The 12,848-nt window shown below is 61.7% G+C and carries 21 protein-coding genes; 7 read left to right on the forward strand and 14 right to left on the reverse strand.

Annotation, left to right across the window (positions count from 1 at the left end):
• The first annotated feature begins 186 nt into the window (after positions 1–186).
• The 3 genes from AC1D1L_RS04305 to AC1D1L_RS04315 all read left to right on the forward strand — a co-directional run bounded on the left by AC1D1L_RS04305 (position 187) and on the right by AC1D1L_RS04315 (position 2,368).
• On the forward strand, positions 187–1,080 hold the full coding sequence (locus AC1D1L_RS04305; RefSeq protein ID WP_477339089.1) for a branched-chain amino acid aminotransferase: 894 nt from the start codon (positions 187–189) through the stop codon (positions 1,078–1,080).
• 146 nt (positions 1,081–1,226) lie between these two features.
• Positions 1,227–1,535 (forward strand): hypothetical protein, encoded by a 309-nt coding sequence (locus tag AC1D1L_RS04310; RefSeq protein ID WP_454576898.1) that lies wholly within the window; start codon positions 1,227–1,229, stop codon positions 1,533–1,535.
• A 194-nt stretch (positions 1,536–1,729) separates the two neighbouring features.
• A complete protein-coding gene (locus AC1D1L_RS04315) occupies positions 1,730–2,368 on the forward strand; it encodes an MBL fold metallo-hydrolase (protein ID WP_477339092.1) in 639 nt (212 codons plus the stop codon).
• Between the two features lie 70 nt (positions 2,369–2,438).
• Here AC1D1L_RS04315 and AC1D1L_RS04320 read toward each other — a convergent pair whose 3' ends face one another.
• The 4 genes from AC1D1L_RS04320 to AC1D1L_RS04335 form a co-directional block, all read right to left on the reverse strand.
• On the reverse strand, positions 2,439–2,849 hold the full coding sequence (locus tag AC1D1L_RS04320) for a BA14K family protein (protein ID WP_477339094.1): 411 nt from the start codon (positions 2,847–2,849) through the stop codon (positions 2,439–2,441).
• A 194-nt stretch (positions 2,850–3,043) separates the two neighbouring features.
• Positions 3,044–3,256: a cold-shock protein gene (locus AC1D1L_RS04325; RefSeq protein ID WP_112561038.1), complete on the reverse strand. Its 213-nt coding sequence runs from the start codon at positions 3,254–3,256 to the stop codon at positions 3,044–3,046.
• A gap of 125 nt (positions 3,257–3,381) precedes the next feature.
• Positions 3,382–3,555, reverse strand: a complete 174-nt coding sequence (locus tag AC1D1L_RS04330) for a hypothetical protein (protein WP_477339096.1) — start codon at positions 3,553–3,555, stop codon at positions 3,382–3,384.
• Between the two features lie 51 nt (positions 3,556–3,606).
• Positions 3,607–3,819 (reverse strand): cold-shock protein, encoded by a 213-nt coding sequence (locus tag AC1D1L_RS04335; RefSeq protein ID WP_006202520.1) that lies wholly within the window; start codon positions 3,817–3,819, stop codon positions 3,607–3,609.
• Positions 3,820–4,305: 486 nt separating this feature from the next.
• On the opposite strand from AC1D1L_RS04335, the gene AC1D1L_RS04340 reads away from it, so the two are divergent.
• Positions 4,306–4,704 carry a Kazal-type serine protease inhibitor domain-containing protein gene (locus AC1D1L_RS04340; protein WP_477339098.1) on the forward strand — a complete coding sequence of 133 codons (399 nt, stop codon included), beginning with the start codon at positions 4,306–4,308 and terminating at the stop codon, positions 4,702–4,704.
• Between the two features lie 138 nt (positions 4,705–4,842).
• Here AC1D1L_RS04340 and AC1D1L_RS04345 read toward each other — a convergent pair whose 3' ends face one another.
• The 4 genes from AC1D1L_RS04345 to AC1D1L_RS04360 all read right to left on the reverse strand — a co-directional run bounded on the left by AC1D1L_RS04345 (position 4,843) and on the right by AC1D1L_RS04360 (position 5,982).
• The gene (locus tag AC1D1L_RS04345) at positions 4,843–5,061 is read right to left on the reverse strand and encodes a hypothetical protein (protein ID WP_477339100.1); all 219 of its coding nucleotides are present in this window, start codon (positions 5,059–5,061) and stop codon (positions 4,843–4,845) included.
• 209 nt (positions 5,062–5,270) lie between these two features.
• Positions 5,271–5,408: a hypothetical protein gene (locus tag AC1D1L_RS04350; protein ID WP_192257804.1), complete on the reverse strand. Its 138-nt coding sequence runs from the start codon at positions 5,406–5,408 to the stop codon at positions 5,271–5,273.
• 41 nt (positions 5,409–5,449) lie between these two features.
• Positions 5,450–5,716, reverse strand: a complete 267-nt coding sequence (locus AC1D1L_RS04355; protein WP_142869210.1) for a hypothetical protein — start codon at positions 5,714–5,716, stop codon at positions 5,450–5,452.
• Entirely contained in the window at positions 5,713–5,982 is a 270-nt protein-coding gene (locus AC1D1L_RS04360) for a hypothetical protein (RefSeq protein WP_112561035.1), read from the reverse strand. Before AC1D1L_RS04360 ends, AC1D1L_RS04355 begins: the two co-directional genes overlap by 4 nt.
• Positions 5,983–6,310: 328 nt before the next feature.
• On the opposite strand from AC1D1L_RS04360, the gene AC1D1L_RS04365 reads away from it, so the two are divergent.
• Positions 6,311–6,493 (forward strand): hypothetical protein, encoded by a 183-nt coding sequence (locus tag AC1D1L_RS04365; RefSeq protein WP_477339102.1) that lies wholly within the window; start codon positions 6,311–6,313, stop codon positions 6,491–6,493.
• A gap of 249 nt (positions 6,494–6,742) precedes the next feature.
• Complete coding sequence (locus tag AC1D1L_RS04370) at positions 6,743–8,377, forward strand: tetratricopeptide repeat-containing sulfotransferase family protein (protein WP_477339104.1); 1,635 nt, start codon at positions 6,743–6,745, stop codon at positions 8,375–8,377.
• A gap of 8 nt (positions 8,378–8,385) precedes the next feature.
• Here AC1D1L_RS04370 and AC1D1L_RS04375 read toward each other — a convergent pair whose 3' ends face one another.
• Positions 8,386–8,739: a DUF1428 domain-containing protein gene (locus AC1D1L_RS04375; protein WP_112561032.1), complete on the reverse strand. Its 354-nt coding sequence runs from the start codon at positions 8,737–8,739 to the stop codon at positions 8,386–8,388.
• 194 nt (positions 8,740–8,933) lie between these two features.
• Entirely contained in the window at positions 8,934–9,362 is a 429-nt protein-coding gene (locus tag AC1D1L_RS04380) for a VOC family protein (RefSeq protein ID WP_112561031.1), read from the reverse strand.
• 201 nt (positions 9,363–9,563) lie between these two features.
• Between AC1D1L_RS04380 and AC1D1L_RS04385 the strand changes: the two genes are divergently transcribed.
• The gene (locus tag AC1D1L_RS04385) at positions 9,564–10,178 is read left to right on the forward strand and encodes a glutathione S-transferase family protein (RefSeq protein ID WP_477339106.1); all 615 of its coding nucleotides are present in this window, start codon (positions 9,564–9,566) and stop codon (positions 10,176–10,178) included.
• Between the two features lie 55 nt (positions 10,179–10,233).
• Here the strand turns inward: AC1D1L_RS04385 and AC1D1L_RS04390 are convergent, their stop codons facing one another.
• From AC1D1L_RS04390 to AC1D1L_RS04405, 4 genes are all read right to left on the reverse strand, one after another.
• Complete coding sequence (locus AC1D1L_RS04390) at positions 10,234–10,407, reverse strand: hypothetical protein (RefSeq protein WP_185970417.1); 174 nt, start codon at positions 10,405–10,407, stop codon at positions 10,234–10,236.
• A gap of 135 nt (positions 10,408–10,542) precedes the next feature.
• A complete protein-coding gene (locus tag AC1D1L_RS04395; protein ID WP_057143482.1) occupies positions 10,543–10,851 on the reverse strand; it encodes a HigA family addiction module antitoxin in 309 nt (102 codons plus the stop codon).
• 27 nt (positions 10,852–10,878) lie between these two features.
• Positions 10,879–11,157 carry a type II toxin-antitoxin system RelE/ParE family toxin gene (locus AC1D1L_RS04400; protein ID WP_142869261.1) on the reverse strand — a complete coding sequence of 93 codons (279 nt, stop codon included), beginning with the start codon at positions 11,155–11,157 and terminating at the stop codon, positions 10,879–10,881.
• Between the two features lie 103 nt (positions 11,158–11,260).
• A complete protein-coding gene (locus AC1D1L_RS04405; protein ID WP_477339109.1) occupies positions 11,261–12,781 on the reverse strand; it encodes an ABC-F family ATP-binding cassette domain-containing protein in 1,521 nt (506 codons plus the stop codon).
• Positions 12,782–12,848: the final 67 nt, after the last annotated feature.

Consider the following 12,848-nt stretch of genomic DNA (forward strand, 5'->3'; position numbering starts at 1 on the left):
TTTTGACAAGCTTTTGGGCGGATTGCGAACGAAAAGGCAAGGGAGCGCGGTTTTTCCGGAACTTCCTGAGTTTGCCAGAGTTCGATTATCCGCTTACGCTTCAAGATATCCGGCCGCCCGATGCGGCTGTCGCGAAACAAACAACAACACCAATGATGTGCGGGCCTCCGCCCGCGGGAGGTTTCCATGGCATCCGTTCCCTTCGACCAGCTGGAAGGCTTCATCTGGATGAACGGCGAGTTCGTCAAATGGGCCGACGCCAAGATCCACGTGCTGACCCACGGCCTGCACTATGCCAGCGCCGTCTTCGAGGGCGAGCGCGCCTATGGCGGCGCGATTTTCAAGCTGAACGAGCATACCGAGCGCCTGCATGAATCGGCGCGGCTGCTCGGCTTCAAGATTCCCTATTCGGTGGCCGAGCTCACCGAGGCCTCGACCACGCTTCTGAAGAAGCAGGGTTTCCAGGATGCCTATGTCAGGCCGATCGCCTGGCGCGGCAGCGAACAGATGGGCGTGTCGGCGCAGAACAGCCGCATCAACTGCGCCATCGCCATCTGGCAGTGGCCGAGCTATTTCGACCCGGCGCAGAAGCTCAAGGGCATTCGTCTCGATCTGGCGGAATGGCGCCGGCCCGACCCGCGCACGGCGCCGTCGAAGTCGAAGGCCGCCGGCCTCTACATGATCTGCACCATGTCCAAGCATGCCGCCGAGGCCAAGGGCTATGCGGATGCCATGATGCTCGACTGGCGCGGCCAGGTCGCGGAAGCAACCGGCGCCAACATCTTCTTCGTCAAGGACGGCAAGATCCATACGCCCAAGCCCGATTGCTTCCTCGACGGCATCACCCGCCGCACTGTCATTGGCCTGGCCAAGGACCGCGGCCTTGAGGTGATCGAGCGCGCCATCATGCCTGAGGAACTCGAAGGCTTCGAACAGTGCTTCCTCACCGGAACGGCGGCGGAAGTGACGCCGGTTTCCGAGATCGGTCCCTACCGATTCGAGGTCGGTGAAATCGCCAAGACTTTGATGAATGACTATTCTGCCGCAGTGCAGCCTAAGCATGCCATAGCCGCAGAATAACGAAAATCACAGCTTTTTTCGCAAGCAGGGGCGGTTTTAGGGCCGCCCCTTTTATTTCAGCATTTACGCATTTGACTTTCGTCTAATTCGGCGTCTCATGATGGGTGTCGGCCTGGGAGGCTGGCAGCTATGGAGGGACTAGGTACATGGATACGAACACGCTCATTGCGATCGTTGTGCAGGTAATAGCGGGTGTTGTCGGTGGTCAGGCGATCGGCGTTGCGCTGAAGAATGCGGCGATGGGCCAGTTGACCAAAATCCTGGGCGGCGCCATTGGCGGCGTCGGCGGCGCGGCGATCCTCGGCAGCCTGCTCGGCGGCGGCACGGTCGATCCGGCAGCGGCCGCGACGGCAGCGGGCAGCGCGTTTAACGTAGACAATCTCGTCGGCGGCGCAGGCGGCGGCGCGATCCTGACCGGCATCATCGGTGCGGTCATGGGCGCGATGAAGAAATAAGCCTCGACATCTCGGGCTTCGTCAAATGGGCGGCCGTTGGGCCGCCCATTTCTGTTTTGGGGTCTGTCAAGATTGCCGCGGAGCTGTGGACGTTGCCTGCCTGTGCCTATTTTGGCGCAATTCCGGACGGAAAACCGTTTCACACTTTTCCTGGAATTGCTCTACATCACGCCAGACACAGCGAAAGGACAACCATGGGTCAGCTCAATGCCGGCATCGTGCCGGTCACGCCCTTCCAGCAGAACTGCACCATCCTGTTCGACATGGATGACAAGCATGGCGTCGTCGTCGATCCGGGTGGCGACATCGACCAGGTGCTGGCGGTGCTGAAGGACAATGCGATCTCGGCCGAAGCGATCTGGATCACTCATGGCCACATCGACCATGCCGGCGGCGCCATGGAACTGAAAGAGGCGCTCGGCGTCGAGATCATCGGGCCGCATGAGGCCGACAAGCTGCTTCTCGACAATCTCGAGAACCAGGGCCAGCGCTACGGCATTGCCGGGGTGCGCAACTGCGTTCCCGACCGCTTCCTCACCGAAGGCGAAACCGTGTCGTTCGGTTCGCATGTGTTCGAGGTGCTGCATTGCCCTGGCCATGCGCCCGGCCATGTCGTCTACTATAACCGCGCGGCGAAGTTCGCCCATGTCGGCGATGTGCTGTTTCGCGGCTCGGTCGGTCGCACCGACCTGCCTGGTGGCGACCATGCGACGCTGATTGCCTCGATCAAGAACAAGCTTTTGCCGCTCGGCGACGACATCGGCTTCATCTGCGGCCATGGCCCGGGCGGCCGTTTTGGCGAGGAGCGGCGGACCAATCCGTTCCTTACTTAGCGATGTCTTTCTGCCAACAAAAAAAGCGCCGACCTTGCAGTCAGCGCTTTTTGTTTGGGGCAGGGAAGCCTCAATTAGCGGTGCAGAAATGCTGCTCACCGTCATTGCCGGTGAACGTGCCGCTGCGGGCGTTGAAGGTCCGGTAGCGGTCCGAGCAGTATTCGTACCAGTCGCGGGTCCACGGCTCGGCATAGCGGTCGGCATAGACAACCCTCGGCTCGGCATAGTAACGGCGCACCGGCCGCACTTCGCGATATTCGTAGTCGTCGTCATAGCTGCTGTAGCGCGGCTGCGGATTGCTCAGCGCTCCGGCGATCAGGGCGCCGGCCGCAAGGCCGACCACACCGGCTGCAAGCGCGTCACCATTGTGGTGACCATGATGGCGATGGCGCCATTCGTCGGCGTTGGCGGCGGGCAGAGCGGCGAGCGTGGTCGCGCCGAGTGCGGCGCCCAGGATGGCGGTCTTGAAAATGCGATTCATTTTGGTCTCCTTCGTGCCGGCCCGGGTAGTTCTAGGGGATGCGGTCCGGCCTTGGGGACGATTAATAGGAGACCGTGGCTGAACGGGGGCTGAACGGAATTTACACCTCTGAATTCAGGCCATGCGGCAAAAACCAAGCGCGTGCGGAAGGCGCCCCGCCTCATCAATCTCCGTCCAGACTGTCTTGAGCCGGCTTAGCCGACCGACAGATTGACGGCCTTCGGACCCTTGCCGCGCTTGTCCGGCTCGGTGTCGAATGTCACTTTCTGCCCATCCTCCAGACCGGGAAGACCCGACGCCTGTACGGCGGAAATGTGGACGAAGACATCCTTCTGGCCGTCGTCCGGCGTGATGAAGCCGAAGCCTTTGGCATGATTGAAGAATTTGACGGTGCCGGTCTGCGGCATGGGAAGCTCCCTTTGATCCCATAAAGTCAGTTTCGGGCCGGCAAATGCCCGAAGGGAAATTTGTCCTTTATTTTAGCGCTATCGGCAAGAGAAAGTTTTGGCGAGGCCGGCAACGGTCGAGGGGGTCAAATAGATCGTTGCAGGCAAGGCAATTCGCGCCAGACGATCGCGCCGGCGATCAGCCATTCGATGAACGGGTCGAGCGTCCTTTGCCCATCACCGGCGGACACGAAAAAGGCGCGACGGGAAACGTCGCGCCTTCGAAACTCTGTGACGGCTGACAAAGCCGGTTCAAGCACGCTTTCAGTACTTCCTTCGCGCGCCCTGACAGGCGCGCGGGCACCGCCGGTTCAGGCCGCGCGGAGATTGACCGCCTTCGGGCCCTTGCCCATGCGGTCGGGTTCAACGTCGAAGGTGACCTTCTGGCCGTCGACGAGCGTACGCAGGCCCGAAGCCTCGATCGCGGAAATGTGGACGAACACATCCTTGGCGCCGCCGTCGGGCGTGATAAAGCCGAAGCCTTTGGTCGCGTTGAAGAATTTAACGGTGCCGGTCTGGGCCATTGGGGAAACTCCTTCACCCGTGTCAGTCTTGTGGTTTGCCCGCCGCCTGGCATCGTGGGCAAGTCCCGGTGGTTGCTTCGGCAGTCCTGCATTTGCGCATGGTAAAACCCCCCGCCGAAAACGGGGCCGTCAGAGATTCACAGTATCGGGGAAAGGTCGTCCAAAACGTTCCGCTCTCCGGGTCGCAAATGCCCGAACACAAAATTTATCGCACGGAAACGTGATAGTTGCAAGATAGCGCCGCGGGCCGCGACCATCGACGCATCCCAACGCAGGCGCTTCGATAGACCCGGCCCCGTTGGCGGTCATCAGCCAGAGCCCGGCCACGCATGGTCCAGCTGATATAGTCTAAGGTTAAAACAATGCGGGGAGGGGTGTCGCATGGCTCCGCCGCGCCGCAAACAGGGGTTGTATTTGGCAAGGGAATGACGAGGATCGACAGGCGCGTTTTGCGCCGGGACGGAGGTTCTCGAGGGAGGCATATTCATGAGATTTCTTGCGACGATCTTCTCGCGCCAGGGTTTTGCCATTCTCTTCCTGTCGGGTCTTCTTGCGGCCTGCACCGTCGTCGTCGACGACGGGCCGGGACCCCGTCCGCGGCCGCCACGGCCGGAACCGGAATTCTGCACCAGGGAATATGAGCCGGTCTGCGCGCGGCGCGGCGGTGACCGCCAGACCTTCGCCAATGCCTGCCTGGCAGAGCGCTCGGGCTACCGCATCGTGCGAGACGGCCCTTGCCGTGACGGCGGTGGTGAGGAACCGACATTCTGCACGCGCGAATATGCGCCCGTCTGCGCCCGCCGTCATGGCGAACTGCGCACCTTCCCAAATGCCTGCGAGGCCCGTGCCGCCGACTATCGCGTCGTCGACAACGGCCCCTGCTGAGAGGGCAAAGGATGGGGCGAGACCCATAACTCGCCCCGGGCGGGGGATCGCCGCGCCAGCGCCGAGGCCGGGAAGGGTGGCTGGACGGGATGAGACGAGCGCTTGGGGTTGGCGCGCGGATCAAATCGGAATGGCTGCCTACACCGGATACGCCCCGTCGGCCGGGCCGGCGTAGAGCTCGCTGCCGTCCTCGTCGCAAATGCGGAGGCGGTCGGGGATCTGCGGCATGGCCAGCGTATGGAACAGCGCGGTTGCGCCCTGAAGGGCGGCGCGCAGGTTGGGCGCTTCCAGCGACACTTTGTCGAGCGTGGCTTCGTCGGCGTCGCGCGAACGGTAGAACTCGATGAAGAAGTTCAAGCACGTCTCCGTGGCAGAGCGTTGCGCGAGCTTGTTGCCGTCACCTTGCACCTAGAGCGCGTTTCCCGGAAACGGCGAACCGCTCTATCTCTCTGTTTTTTCGCAATTCCCTAGGGAAAGCGCTACGCGCTTTTCCTGGGAAAACCGCTCACACTTTTCCTGGAATTGCTCTAAGGCGACGGAGGGGCGCACGAAGCGCCCCTTGCCGGTCAGTTTTTGGACTTCGGCTTCAGGCCGCTCTCGGCCTGCTTGACCGACGAGCCGAAGGGGGCGGCCGGCTTGGCGACGACCTTATCCTTCTTCGGCTTGCGCGTTTCGCGGTTGCTTCGCTGTTGACCCTTGGACATGGACTGCTCCTGGTGCGTGTTGGCTTGGCTTTGCCGGCGTTTCAGGCGGCCGGGTTGTTGGCAGCAACCGGATCGTCGGCCACTTCGAGATTGTCTTCCGTGGTGACCCGCTCATAGGTCTCCTGCTCGCTGCGGATGCGGTATTGCGGCGAGCCGTCCTTGACCGGCAACCTGCTCTTGATCTCGAACAGTTCCACGGGCTTCTGGAGCATCCCGATGCGGCTCTTCATGCGGACCGTCTGGCCGACGGCGAAGCGGTGCGAGGGCGTGTCGGTGCGCGGACGCGCATTCTGCTGGAAGCGGATCATGCTGCGTTCTCCTGGTCGCGCCTCAGCGCTGTTTCGAGTTCGAGGTAGTCGATGGCGACAAGCTGGCTGGTGGTCGGGTTCTTCACTGCCCTTGCCGGCAAATGGATGAAGGTGGCGACGCGACGCCAGGCAAGCCGCGACATGCCCTCGATCAGCTCTTCATCGTGATCGATGTCATAGTCGCCGGCCGGCAGTTGCCCTTCCAGTCCGCCGAGCACGAAGGGTGCCGCGAAATGGGCGATGGAATGGGTGGTGCGCTCCGACATTGGCTTCGCTCTGGTTCCGCCTGGACGCGCTGCACGCCACTGTGCCGGCAATTCAGATATCGGCGATTTGGAATGAGTTTGGCGGGTCGAGAACTTCTGACGCCGCGATATGCCAAGCTTGGCCCAAAAACGATCTTACAACTCATAGCCTTAAACAGTGGCTTGTTCAAGATAATTTCTGGCTCGATTCGACCAACCTAAAAATTTAACGCATATAAATCTTGGATAAAACTGCTATGACGTCATTATATCAACAAATCCCTTATCGATGGCGCGCCGGAATAATTGTCCTGTCGCCTGATTTTATTTTTGCTGAAAGGCGGAATCTATGAGAATCATGAAAACACCGGACGGCCCAGTCGCAACCGTCGCGCCAATCGTCGCGTTCCCGAAAGCCCTCTCTGTGCGCCTGACGATAAGGAGCGACGAAGCGGCACGGCGCAAGGTCGCCGACACCGACGGAACGCTGCGGCGGAAGCGCCAGCTTGCCGAAAGCAACCGGCTAATTTGACCGGACGAGCTTTGTCACGACGTGCAGTGCTGCGCGCCCGCTGGACACCCCCGCAGCACTTTGATTTTACGCACGGTTGTTGCCCTGATCGAAGACGATACCCGGCTTCGATCTGCCCTTGAATCTGTCTCTTCCATGCCTTAGGTCCGGCTAGCGGACAAACACGGCAGGTTTCCCATCAACAGAGATCAGAGAAGAGCGGCAGGCGCAGGTTCGGGCGGACAGCCACCGCTAGGCCTCGACCAATATGTGCAGCAGGCGCTGCAGCTGCACCAGGCCGGGCGCCGGCAGGAGGCCGAGACGCTCTACCGGCAGGTGCTGGCGCGCAAGGCCAATCACGCGGCGGCGGCGCATTTCCTGGGCCTGCTGCTGCACCAGACCGGGCGCAGCGCCGAAGGGCTGGAGCTGATCGAGCAGTCGGTGCGTCTGCAGCCGAAGAATCCCGATTTCCTCAACAATCTCGGCACGGTGATGCGCGATCTCGGTCGCGTTGCAGCAGCGGCCGATTTCTTCCGTGGTGCGGTCGATCTCAAGCCCGACCAGCTCGCGGCACGCGATAATCTGGGGTCCGCGTTGAAACAGCTCGGCCAGTTCGAGGGTGCGGAGGACATTTATCGTGGCACGGTCGGACGCAATCCCTTCCATGTCCGTGCCCGCATCGGGCTTGCCGAAACGCTACAGGAGGCCGGGCGTCTGGACGAGGCGTTGGCGACCTTCCGCGAGGCGTTGACCATCCGACCGAAGGATGCCGACCTGTTGCATGGGCTCGGCGTCGGGCTGATGGAAAAAGGCAAGCTCGATGAAGCCGCCGACCTGTTCCGGCAGGCGCTGGAGATCGCGCCGGGCATGGCCAAAGCCTGGCTGATGCTGACGCAGGTCAAGCGCCAGAAGGAGCGCGACGCCGAACTCGCGGGGATGGAGGCACAGCACGCCAAGGCGCCGGCCGACAGCCTGGCGCGCATGCAGCTCTCCTTCGGTCTCGGCAAGGCCAATGACGATTTGAAGGATTACAGCAGGGCCTTCGACTATTTCGCCGAAGGCAATGCTATTCGCCGCAAGGGCATCGACTACGATTCCGTCAGGACACGCGACGAATTCGAGGCGATGAAGACGGTGTTCGACACCGGCTTTTTCGAAAAGCACAAGCCGAGCCCGATTTCCAATGACACGCCGATCTTCGTCGTCGGCATGCCGCGTTCGGGCACCACGCTGGTCGAACAGATCATCGCCAGCCATCCTGAGGTCTACGGTGCGGGCGAGCTCAGCATTTTGAAGACCGCGGTCGGCAAGCAATTCCCGACAAATATGCCCGGCGGCTTCCCCTGGGGACTGGTTGATGTATCCGACGCGGAGTTTGCCGAGGCAGGCCAAGCCTATCTCGACATGCTGCATGCCCGCTATCCCAACTTCAGGCATGTCACCGACAAGATGCCCGGCAACTTCCTGCTCATCGGCTTTATCCATATGATGCTGCCGAAGGCGAAAATCATCCATTGCGCGCGCGATGCGGCGGCGACGTGCCTTTCGATCTACAAGGTGCATTTCCGCGGCGACAGTCACCGCTACGGCTATGATCTCGGCGAACTTGCCGACTTCCACAATCTCTACACCGACATCATGGCGCATTGGCGCAGCGTGCTGCCCGGCGTTGTCCATGACGTGCGTTACGAGGATTTCGTCGCCGACCAGGAGGGACAGACGCGGGCGCTGATCTCGCATCTCGGCCTGCCCTGGGACGACAAGGTGCTGTCGTTCCACGAGACCGATCGTCCGGTGCGCACGGCCTCGGCCGCGCAGGTGCGCCAGCCGATGTATCAGGGCTCGGTCGATCTGTGGAAGCGCTATGGAGACAGGCTGAAGCCTCTCCTCGACAAGCTGGCCTGAGGCAGCGGCTACAGCTCCACGAACGGTTGGAAGCCGCCGTAGATCATGCGCTTCATATCGAAGGGCATAGGTCCCCAATCGGGCGTGAAACGCGGATCGGCCATCACCTTGGGCATCACCGTGTCGCGGCTTTCCCTGGATTCATAAACCACCCAGGCGAAGACGACGATCTCATCGTCCTTGGCCTGAACTGCACGCGGAAACGAAGTGACCTCGCCATTGGGCACGTCGTCGCCGATACATTCGACATAGGCGAGCGCGCCGTGCTCCATCCATATCGGGCCTGCGAGGTTGGCCAGTCTCTTGTAGTCATCGAGATTTGCCTTGGGCACGGCGAGCACGAAACCATCGACGTAGGATATGGGGTTCTCCCTGGTTGGTGGCGTTCTTCCTTCTCCCCTTGTTGTGGGAGAAGGTGGATCGGCGCGCAGCGCCGAGACGGTTGAGGGGTGTTCCAGCTTGGCGCCAAGTTACCCCTCACCCGAATTGCCAGCCGAATTGCGAAGAGCAATTCGGGGCAATCCGACCTCTCCCACAGGGGGAGAGGTAAGAAGCGTCAGCCTTTCTTCGCCGGTGCGTTCATCGCCCACTCGACACCGAAGGGGTCGCGCATGTTGCCCCACTGGTCGCCCCAGAACATCAGCTGGAGCGGTACGGCGACTTCGCAGCCGGCATCGACAGCGCGCTTCCACCAGGCGTCGATGTCGTCGGCGCCGAGATGGAGCTGCATGGTGTAGCCCTGCGGCTTGACGGCGGGCATGCCGTTTTCGGGGTAGAAATCGGAGATCATCAGCGTCGAGCCGTTGATGTGGAGATGGATGTGCATGGTGCGGCCCTGGTCGTCGGGCGGATAGAAGAACACCTGCTCGGCGCCGAAGGCCTTCTTGTAGAATTCGGCTGCCTTGAAGGCGCCGTCCAGTTGCAGATAGGGGGTCAATCCACCGAGAACTTTCGCGGCCGGCTGAACGGGGGTCTGGTCGGTCATATCTTGCTCCTCTTTGCGTTTGGACTGGGCGTTTGATCTGGTCTTGCGAACCCTAGGACGAACGAGGCGGCGGCAATCCTACATGGCCGCTGCGATTTTTTGGCGTGAAAGGAACTTGCGCCGGCGGCGCCCAATCAGAGCGCAATCCTCGCGGCCCGCGGGTTAGAAAAGGGACCGCTTCTTCAACCCGTTGAGACGACAATGATCCTCTACTACCAGACCCATTCGCCCTTCGCGCGCAAGGCGCTCGTCTTCGCCCATGAGGTCGGCCTTGCCGATCGGCTCGAGATCATTCACCACGAGACCAGCTCGACCTTGCGCAACGCCCGTGTCTACGCCGAAAATCCGCTCGGCAAGGTGCCGGTGCTGCTGCGGCCGGATGCGTCGCCGCTCTTCGATTCCGATGTCATCTGCGCCTATCTCGACACGCTGCATGACGGCCGCAAATTGCTGCCGCAGGATGGCGAGGCGCGTTGGCAGGCGTTGCGGCTGCAGGCGGTCGCCCAAGGCTTGGCGCAGACGGGGATAGGCTTGCGCTGGGAGACGGAAAGGAGGCCCGAACAATTGCGCCATGCCACGCTCGCCCAGGGATACCGGGACAAGATCGAGGCGAGCTACGACTGGATCGACAGCACGCTGGATGATGAGGCGCCGCTCCATGTCGGCCACATAGCGCTTGCCACCACGTTGTCCTGGATGGCGTTCCGCCAGCTGCCGTCGTTTCGCGCGCGCGTGCGGCTGACGCGCTGGTTCGAAGCGTTCGAAAAGCGCGCATCGATGCAGGCGACGCCGCTTTCGGGCGATACGCATGACTGAGCAAAGGTCGCCCGGCGGCGGCCTGCATCGATAGCACTTCTCCCGGGCCGCATGGTCAGGGCGCCCTGCAGATCCTCGGGCCGTTTTGGGCGTCGATGACGATTTCAGGCCAGCCGATATCCTTGCGCAGTTCGATCGGCAGGGCGAGCAGCTCGCGCTCGCTGCGATGGCGGGCGCGGTTCTGTGCGTAACGGGTGGCGACGCGGCCTATGGATGACAGAATGGACATGATGCTTTCTCCTCAGATGAAGCCGGCATCATCGTGTCGGCATCCCAAGGACGCAGCAGGTTCAGGCGATCCGACAGAGCGCCGAAATCTTTTTGCTGCAGAATTTGATATCCATTCAGACGCCGCCGAATGCGCCTACGCAACCTTCAGCGTCGGGATGGCTGAAACATCAACTTCACGCTCGGCGTGCCAGGCATCGAAAGCCGCCTGCATCCGAAGCCAGATCGCGGCGCCGTCGCCGAACAGCTTCCCAAGGCGGGCAGCCACAGCCGGCGAAACCGGTTTCTTTTCGCGGATGATGTCATAGAGCTGCTGTCGAGAGATGCCGAGCAGATTTGCGATTTCCACCTTGGTCTTTCCAGTTGCCGGGATAATGTCCTCAAGCAGCGCTCCCGGGTGGGAGGGACAACGCTCAATCGGACGCGTCGGCTCGTGCACGGTCATAAGTCGAACTTCTCCAATCTGGCCGCCTCAGTGGTATTGCTCGAAATCGACGCGGGCGGCGTCCATGCCGTCGAATTCAAATGTGATACACCACGGGCCATTGACGTGGACCGTGTAGCGGATGGGATCGAAGCCTTTCAGCGGGTGGAAGTCGAAGCCGGGGAGGTTCATCTCCTCCGGCTTCTCTGAAGCTTCCAGGCGGTCAAGCCGGACAAGAATGCGCTTGTGCATCTTGGCGTCGATCTTACCGGTTTTCCCGGTTTGAAAGAGGTCCGACAGCGCCTTATTCTTGAAGGACTTGATCATGCCGTATGTAAACATATTGCTTACATAGATCAAGGGCCTGTAAGCAAATAATTTACAGACGGATTGATCATCGATAAGTCCATCGAGCGTCGATCCTTCGCCCTCAACCGTCTGGTTCGGCCACCGAGCGGAAGAAGTCCTCGGGATCTTCAACTTCGGTCAGTCGCCGTTTGTCGATCAGCCAGAAGCGGTTGCCGATGGCGCGGATGAAGGAGCGGTCGTGCGAGGCGAGGACGCAGCTCGCTTGGTGCTTGAGCAATTCCTCCTCCAGCGCTTCCTGGCCATCGATGTCGAGATGGTTGGTCGGCTCGTCCAGCAGGTAGAAGTTGGGGTTGGCGAGCCTGAGCGCCAGCATCATCAGCCGCGCCTTCTGGCCTCCTGACAGCATGCCGATCTTCTTCTCCTGCATCTCGATGACCACGCCGGCGCCGGCGAGCAGCGAGCGGGCGCGCTGCTCGCCGACATCGTAGCGGCGCGAGACCATGGCCAGCGGCGTGTCGTCGCCGCTGATGCCGGCCAGCGCCTGGTCGCTGTAGCCGAGCACCGTCGAAGGCGTCACCTTGACGTTGGGCACTGTGTCCAGCTCGGTGATGGCATTGCGGATCAGATTGACGAAACGCGACTTACCGACGCCATTGCGGCCGAGCAGCACGATGCGGTCGCCCTGGCAGATGTGGCGCTTGCCGGTCTTGAACAGCAGCGTACCGTCGGGTGTTTCCACGGCTGCGTCGTCAAGCGTGATCAGCACCTTGGCATGGGTGCCGCGGTTCGCCAGCCGGATCGCGCCGGCCGGGCACTCGCGATGCGCTGATACCGCGGCGTCTTCCAGCTTCTCCGCCCGTTCCCTGAGCTGCTTGGTTTTCACCGTCAAAAGGTCGCTGCCGGAATTGATGCCGATGTTGTTGAGCTTGGCGGCCTGTTTTCGCAGTTGCTGCGCGACCTTCATGTCGCGCTCGAACCGGCGCGCCATCGAAGCGTCCAGTTCGTCCAGCGCCTGCCTCGCCCGCGAATAGGGCAGCGCAAACACCGGCGATTCCTCAGGGCGGAGGAACAGCGTGCGGTGGGTGGTGGCGTCGAGAAAGGCGCGGTCATGGCTGGCGGTCACCACCGGCACCTCGCGCGGCAGCGCGTTCAGCCAGCTCTCCAGCTGGCTGATCTTGGCGAGGTCGAGATGGTTGGTCGGCTCGTCGAGCAAAAGCACATCGGGATCGGTGACCCAGACGCGGGCGATCAGCGCCAGCCGCTGCCAGCCGCCGCTCAGCGCCTGCATGGGGCGCTCGCGCATCGGCTCCGGCACGTCGAGCAAATCCAGCACCACGTCGACCCGCCACATCTCTCTGTCGGCCTGCTCGGCCGGCAACGCGTCAGCCACCACCTGATGGAAAGTGTGGCTGAGAAGGGCAGGGGGAACCGACTGCTCGACATGGCCGACGCGCAGCGTGCGGCTGATGTCACCGGAGGTCGGCTCCATCTCGCCGGTCAGGCATTTGAGCAAGGTTGACTTGCCGCGGCCATTGGCGGCGACGATGCCGAGCCGGTCGCCGGTGCCGATGGTGAGATCGAGGTTGGAAAACAGCGGCGCACTCATGGTGACGCCAAGGGATTTGAGGCTGATCAGGGCCATTGTGATTTCTCTGGTCTTGCCGGAGACAGCTCCGGATGCACTTTGACGGTGCGCATTCCGGCCATCA

The sequence above is a fragment of the Mesorhizobium sp. P2_D6 genome (assembly GCF_056404315.1).

Excerpts from the sequence above, each read along its gene's own strand:
- AC1D1L_RS04385 (WP_477339106.1), top strand. The coding sequence starts at position 9,564 with ATGATCCTCTACTACCAGACCCATTCGCCCTTCGCGCGCAAGGCGCTC.
- AC1D1L_RS04315 (WP_477339092.1), top strand. The coding sequence starts at position 1,730 with ATGGGTCAGCTCAATGCCGGCATCGTGCCGGTCACGCCCTTCCAGCAG.
- AC1D1L_RS04335 (WP_006202520.1), bottom strand. The coding sequence starts at position 3,819 with ATGGCCCAGACCGGCACCGTTAAATTCTTCAACGCGACCAAAGGCTTC.
- AC1D1L_RS04390 (WP_185970417.1), bottom strand. The coding sequence starts at position 10,407 with ATGTCCATTCTGTCATCCATAGGCCGCGTCGCCACCCGTTACGCACAG.
- AC1D1L_RS04405 (WP_477339109.1), bottom strand. The coding sequence starts at position 12,781 with ATGGCCCTGATCAGCCTCAAATCCCTTGGCGTCACCATGAGTGCGCCG.
- AC1D1L_RS04395 (WP_057143482.1), bottom strand. The coding sequence starts at position 10,851 with ATGACCGTGCACGAGCCGACGCGTCCGATTGAGCGTTGTCCCTCCCAC.
- AC1D1L_RS04350 (WP_192257804.1), bottom strand. The coding sequence starts at position 5,408 with ATGTCCAAGGGTCAACAGCGAAGCAACCGCGAAACGCGCAAGCCGAAG.
- AC1D1L_RS04400 (WP_142869261.1), bottom strand. The coding sequence starts at position 11,157 with ATGATCAAGTCCTTCAAGAATAAGGCGCTGTCGGACCTCTTTCAAACC.
- AC1D1L_RS04320 (WP_477339094.1), bottom strand. The coding sequence starts at position 2,849 with ATGAATCGCATTTTCAAGACCGCCATCCTGGGCGCCGCACTCGGCGCG.
- AC1D1L_RS04325 (WP_112561038.1), bottom strand. The coding sequence starts at position 3,256 with ATGCCGCAGACCGGCACCGTCAAATTCTTCAATCATGCCAAAGGCTTC.
- AC1D1L_RS04305 (WP_477339089.1), top strand. The coding sequence starts at position 187 with ATGGCATCCGTTCCCTTCGACCAGCTGGAAGGCTTCATCTGGATGAAC.
- AC1D1L_RS04340 (WP_477339098.1), top strand. The coding sequence starts at position 4,306 with ATGAGATTTCTTGCGACGATCTTCTCGCGCCAGGGTTTTGCCATTCTC.
- AC1D1L_RS04355 (WP_142869210.1), bottom strand. The coding sequence starts at position 5,716 with ATGATCCGCTTCCAGCAGAATGCGCGTCCGCGCACCGACACGCCCTCG.
- AC1D1L_RS04310 (WP_454576898.1), top strand. The coding sequence starts at position 1,227 with ATGGATACGAACACGCTCATTGCGATCGTTGTGCAGGTAATAGCGGGT.
- AC1D1L_RS04360 (WP_112561035.1), bottom strand. The coding sequence starts at position 5,982 with ATGTCGGAGCGCACCACCCATTCCATCGCCCATTTCGCGGCACCCTTC.
- AC1D1L_RS04380 (WP_112561031.1), bottom strand. The coding sequence starts at position 9,362 with ATGACCGACCAGACCCCCGTTCAGCCGGCCGCGAAAGTTCTCGGTGGA.
- AC1D1L_RS04365 (WP_477339102.1), top strand. The coding sequence starts at position 6,311 with ATGAGAATCATGAAAACACCGGACGGCCCAGTCGCAACCGTCGCGCCA.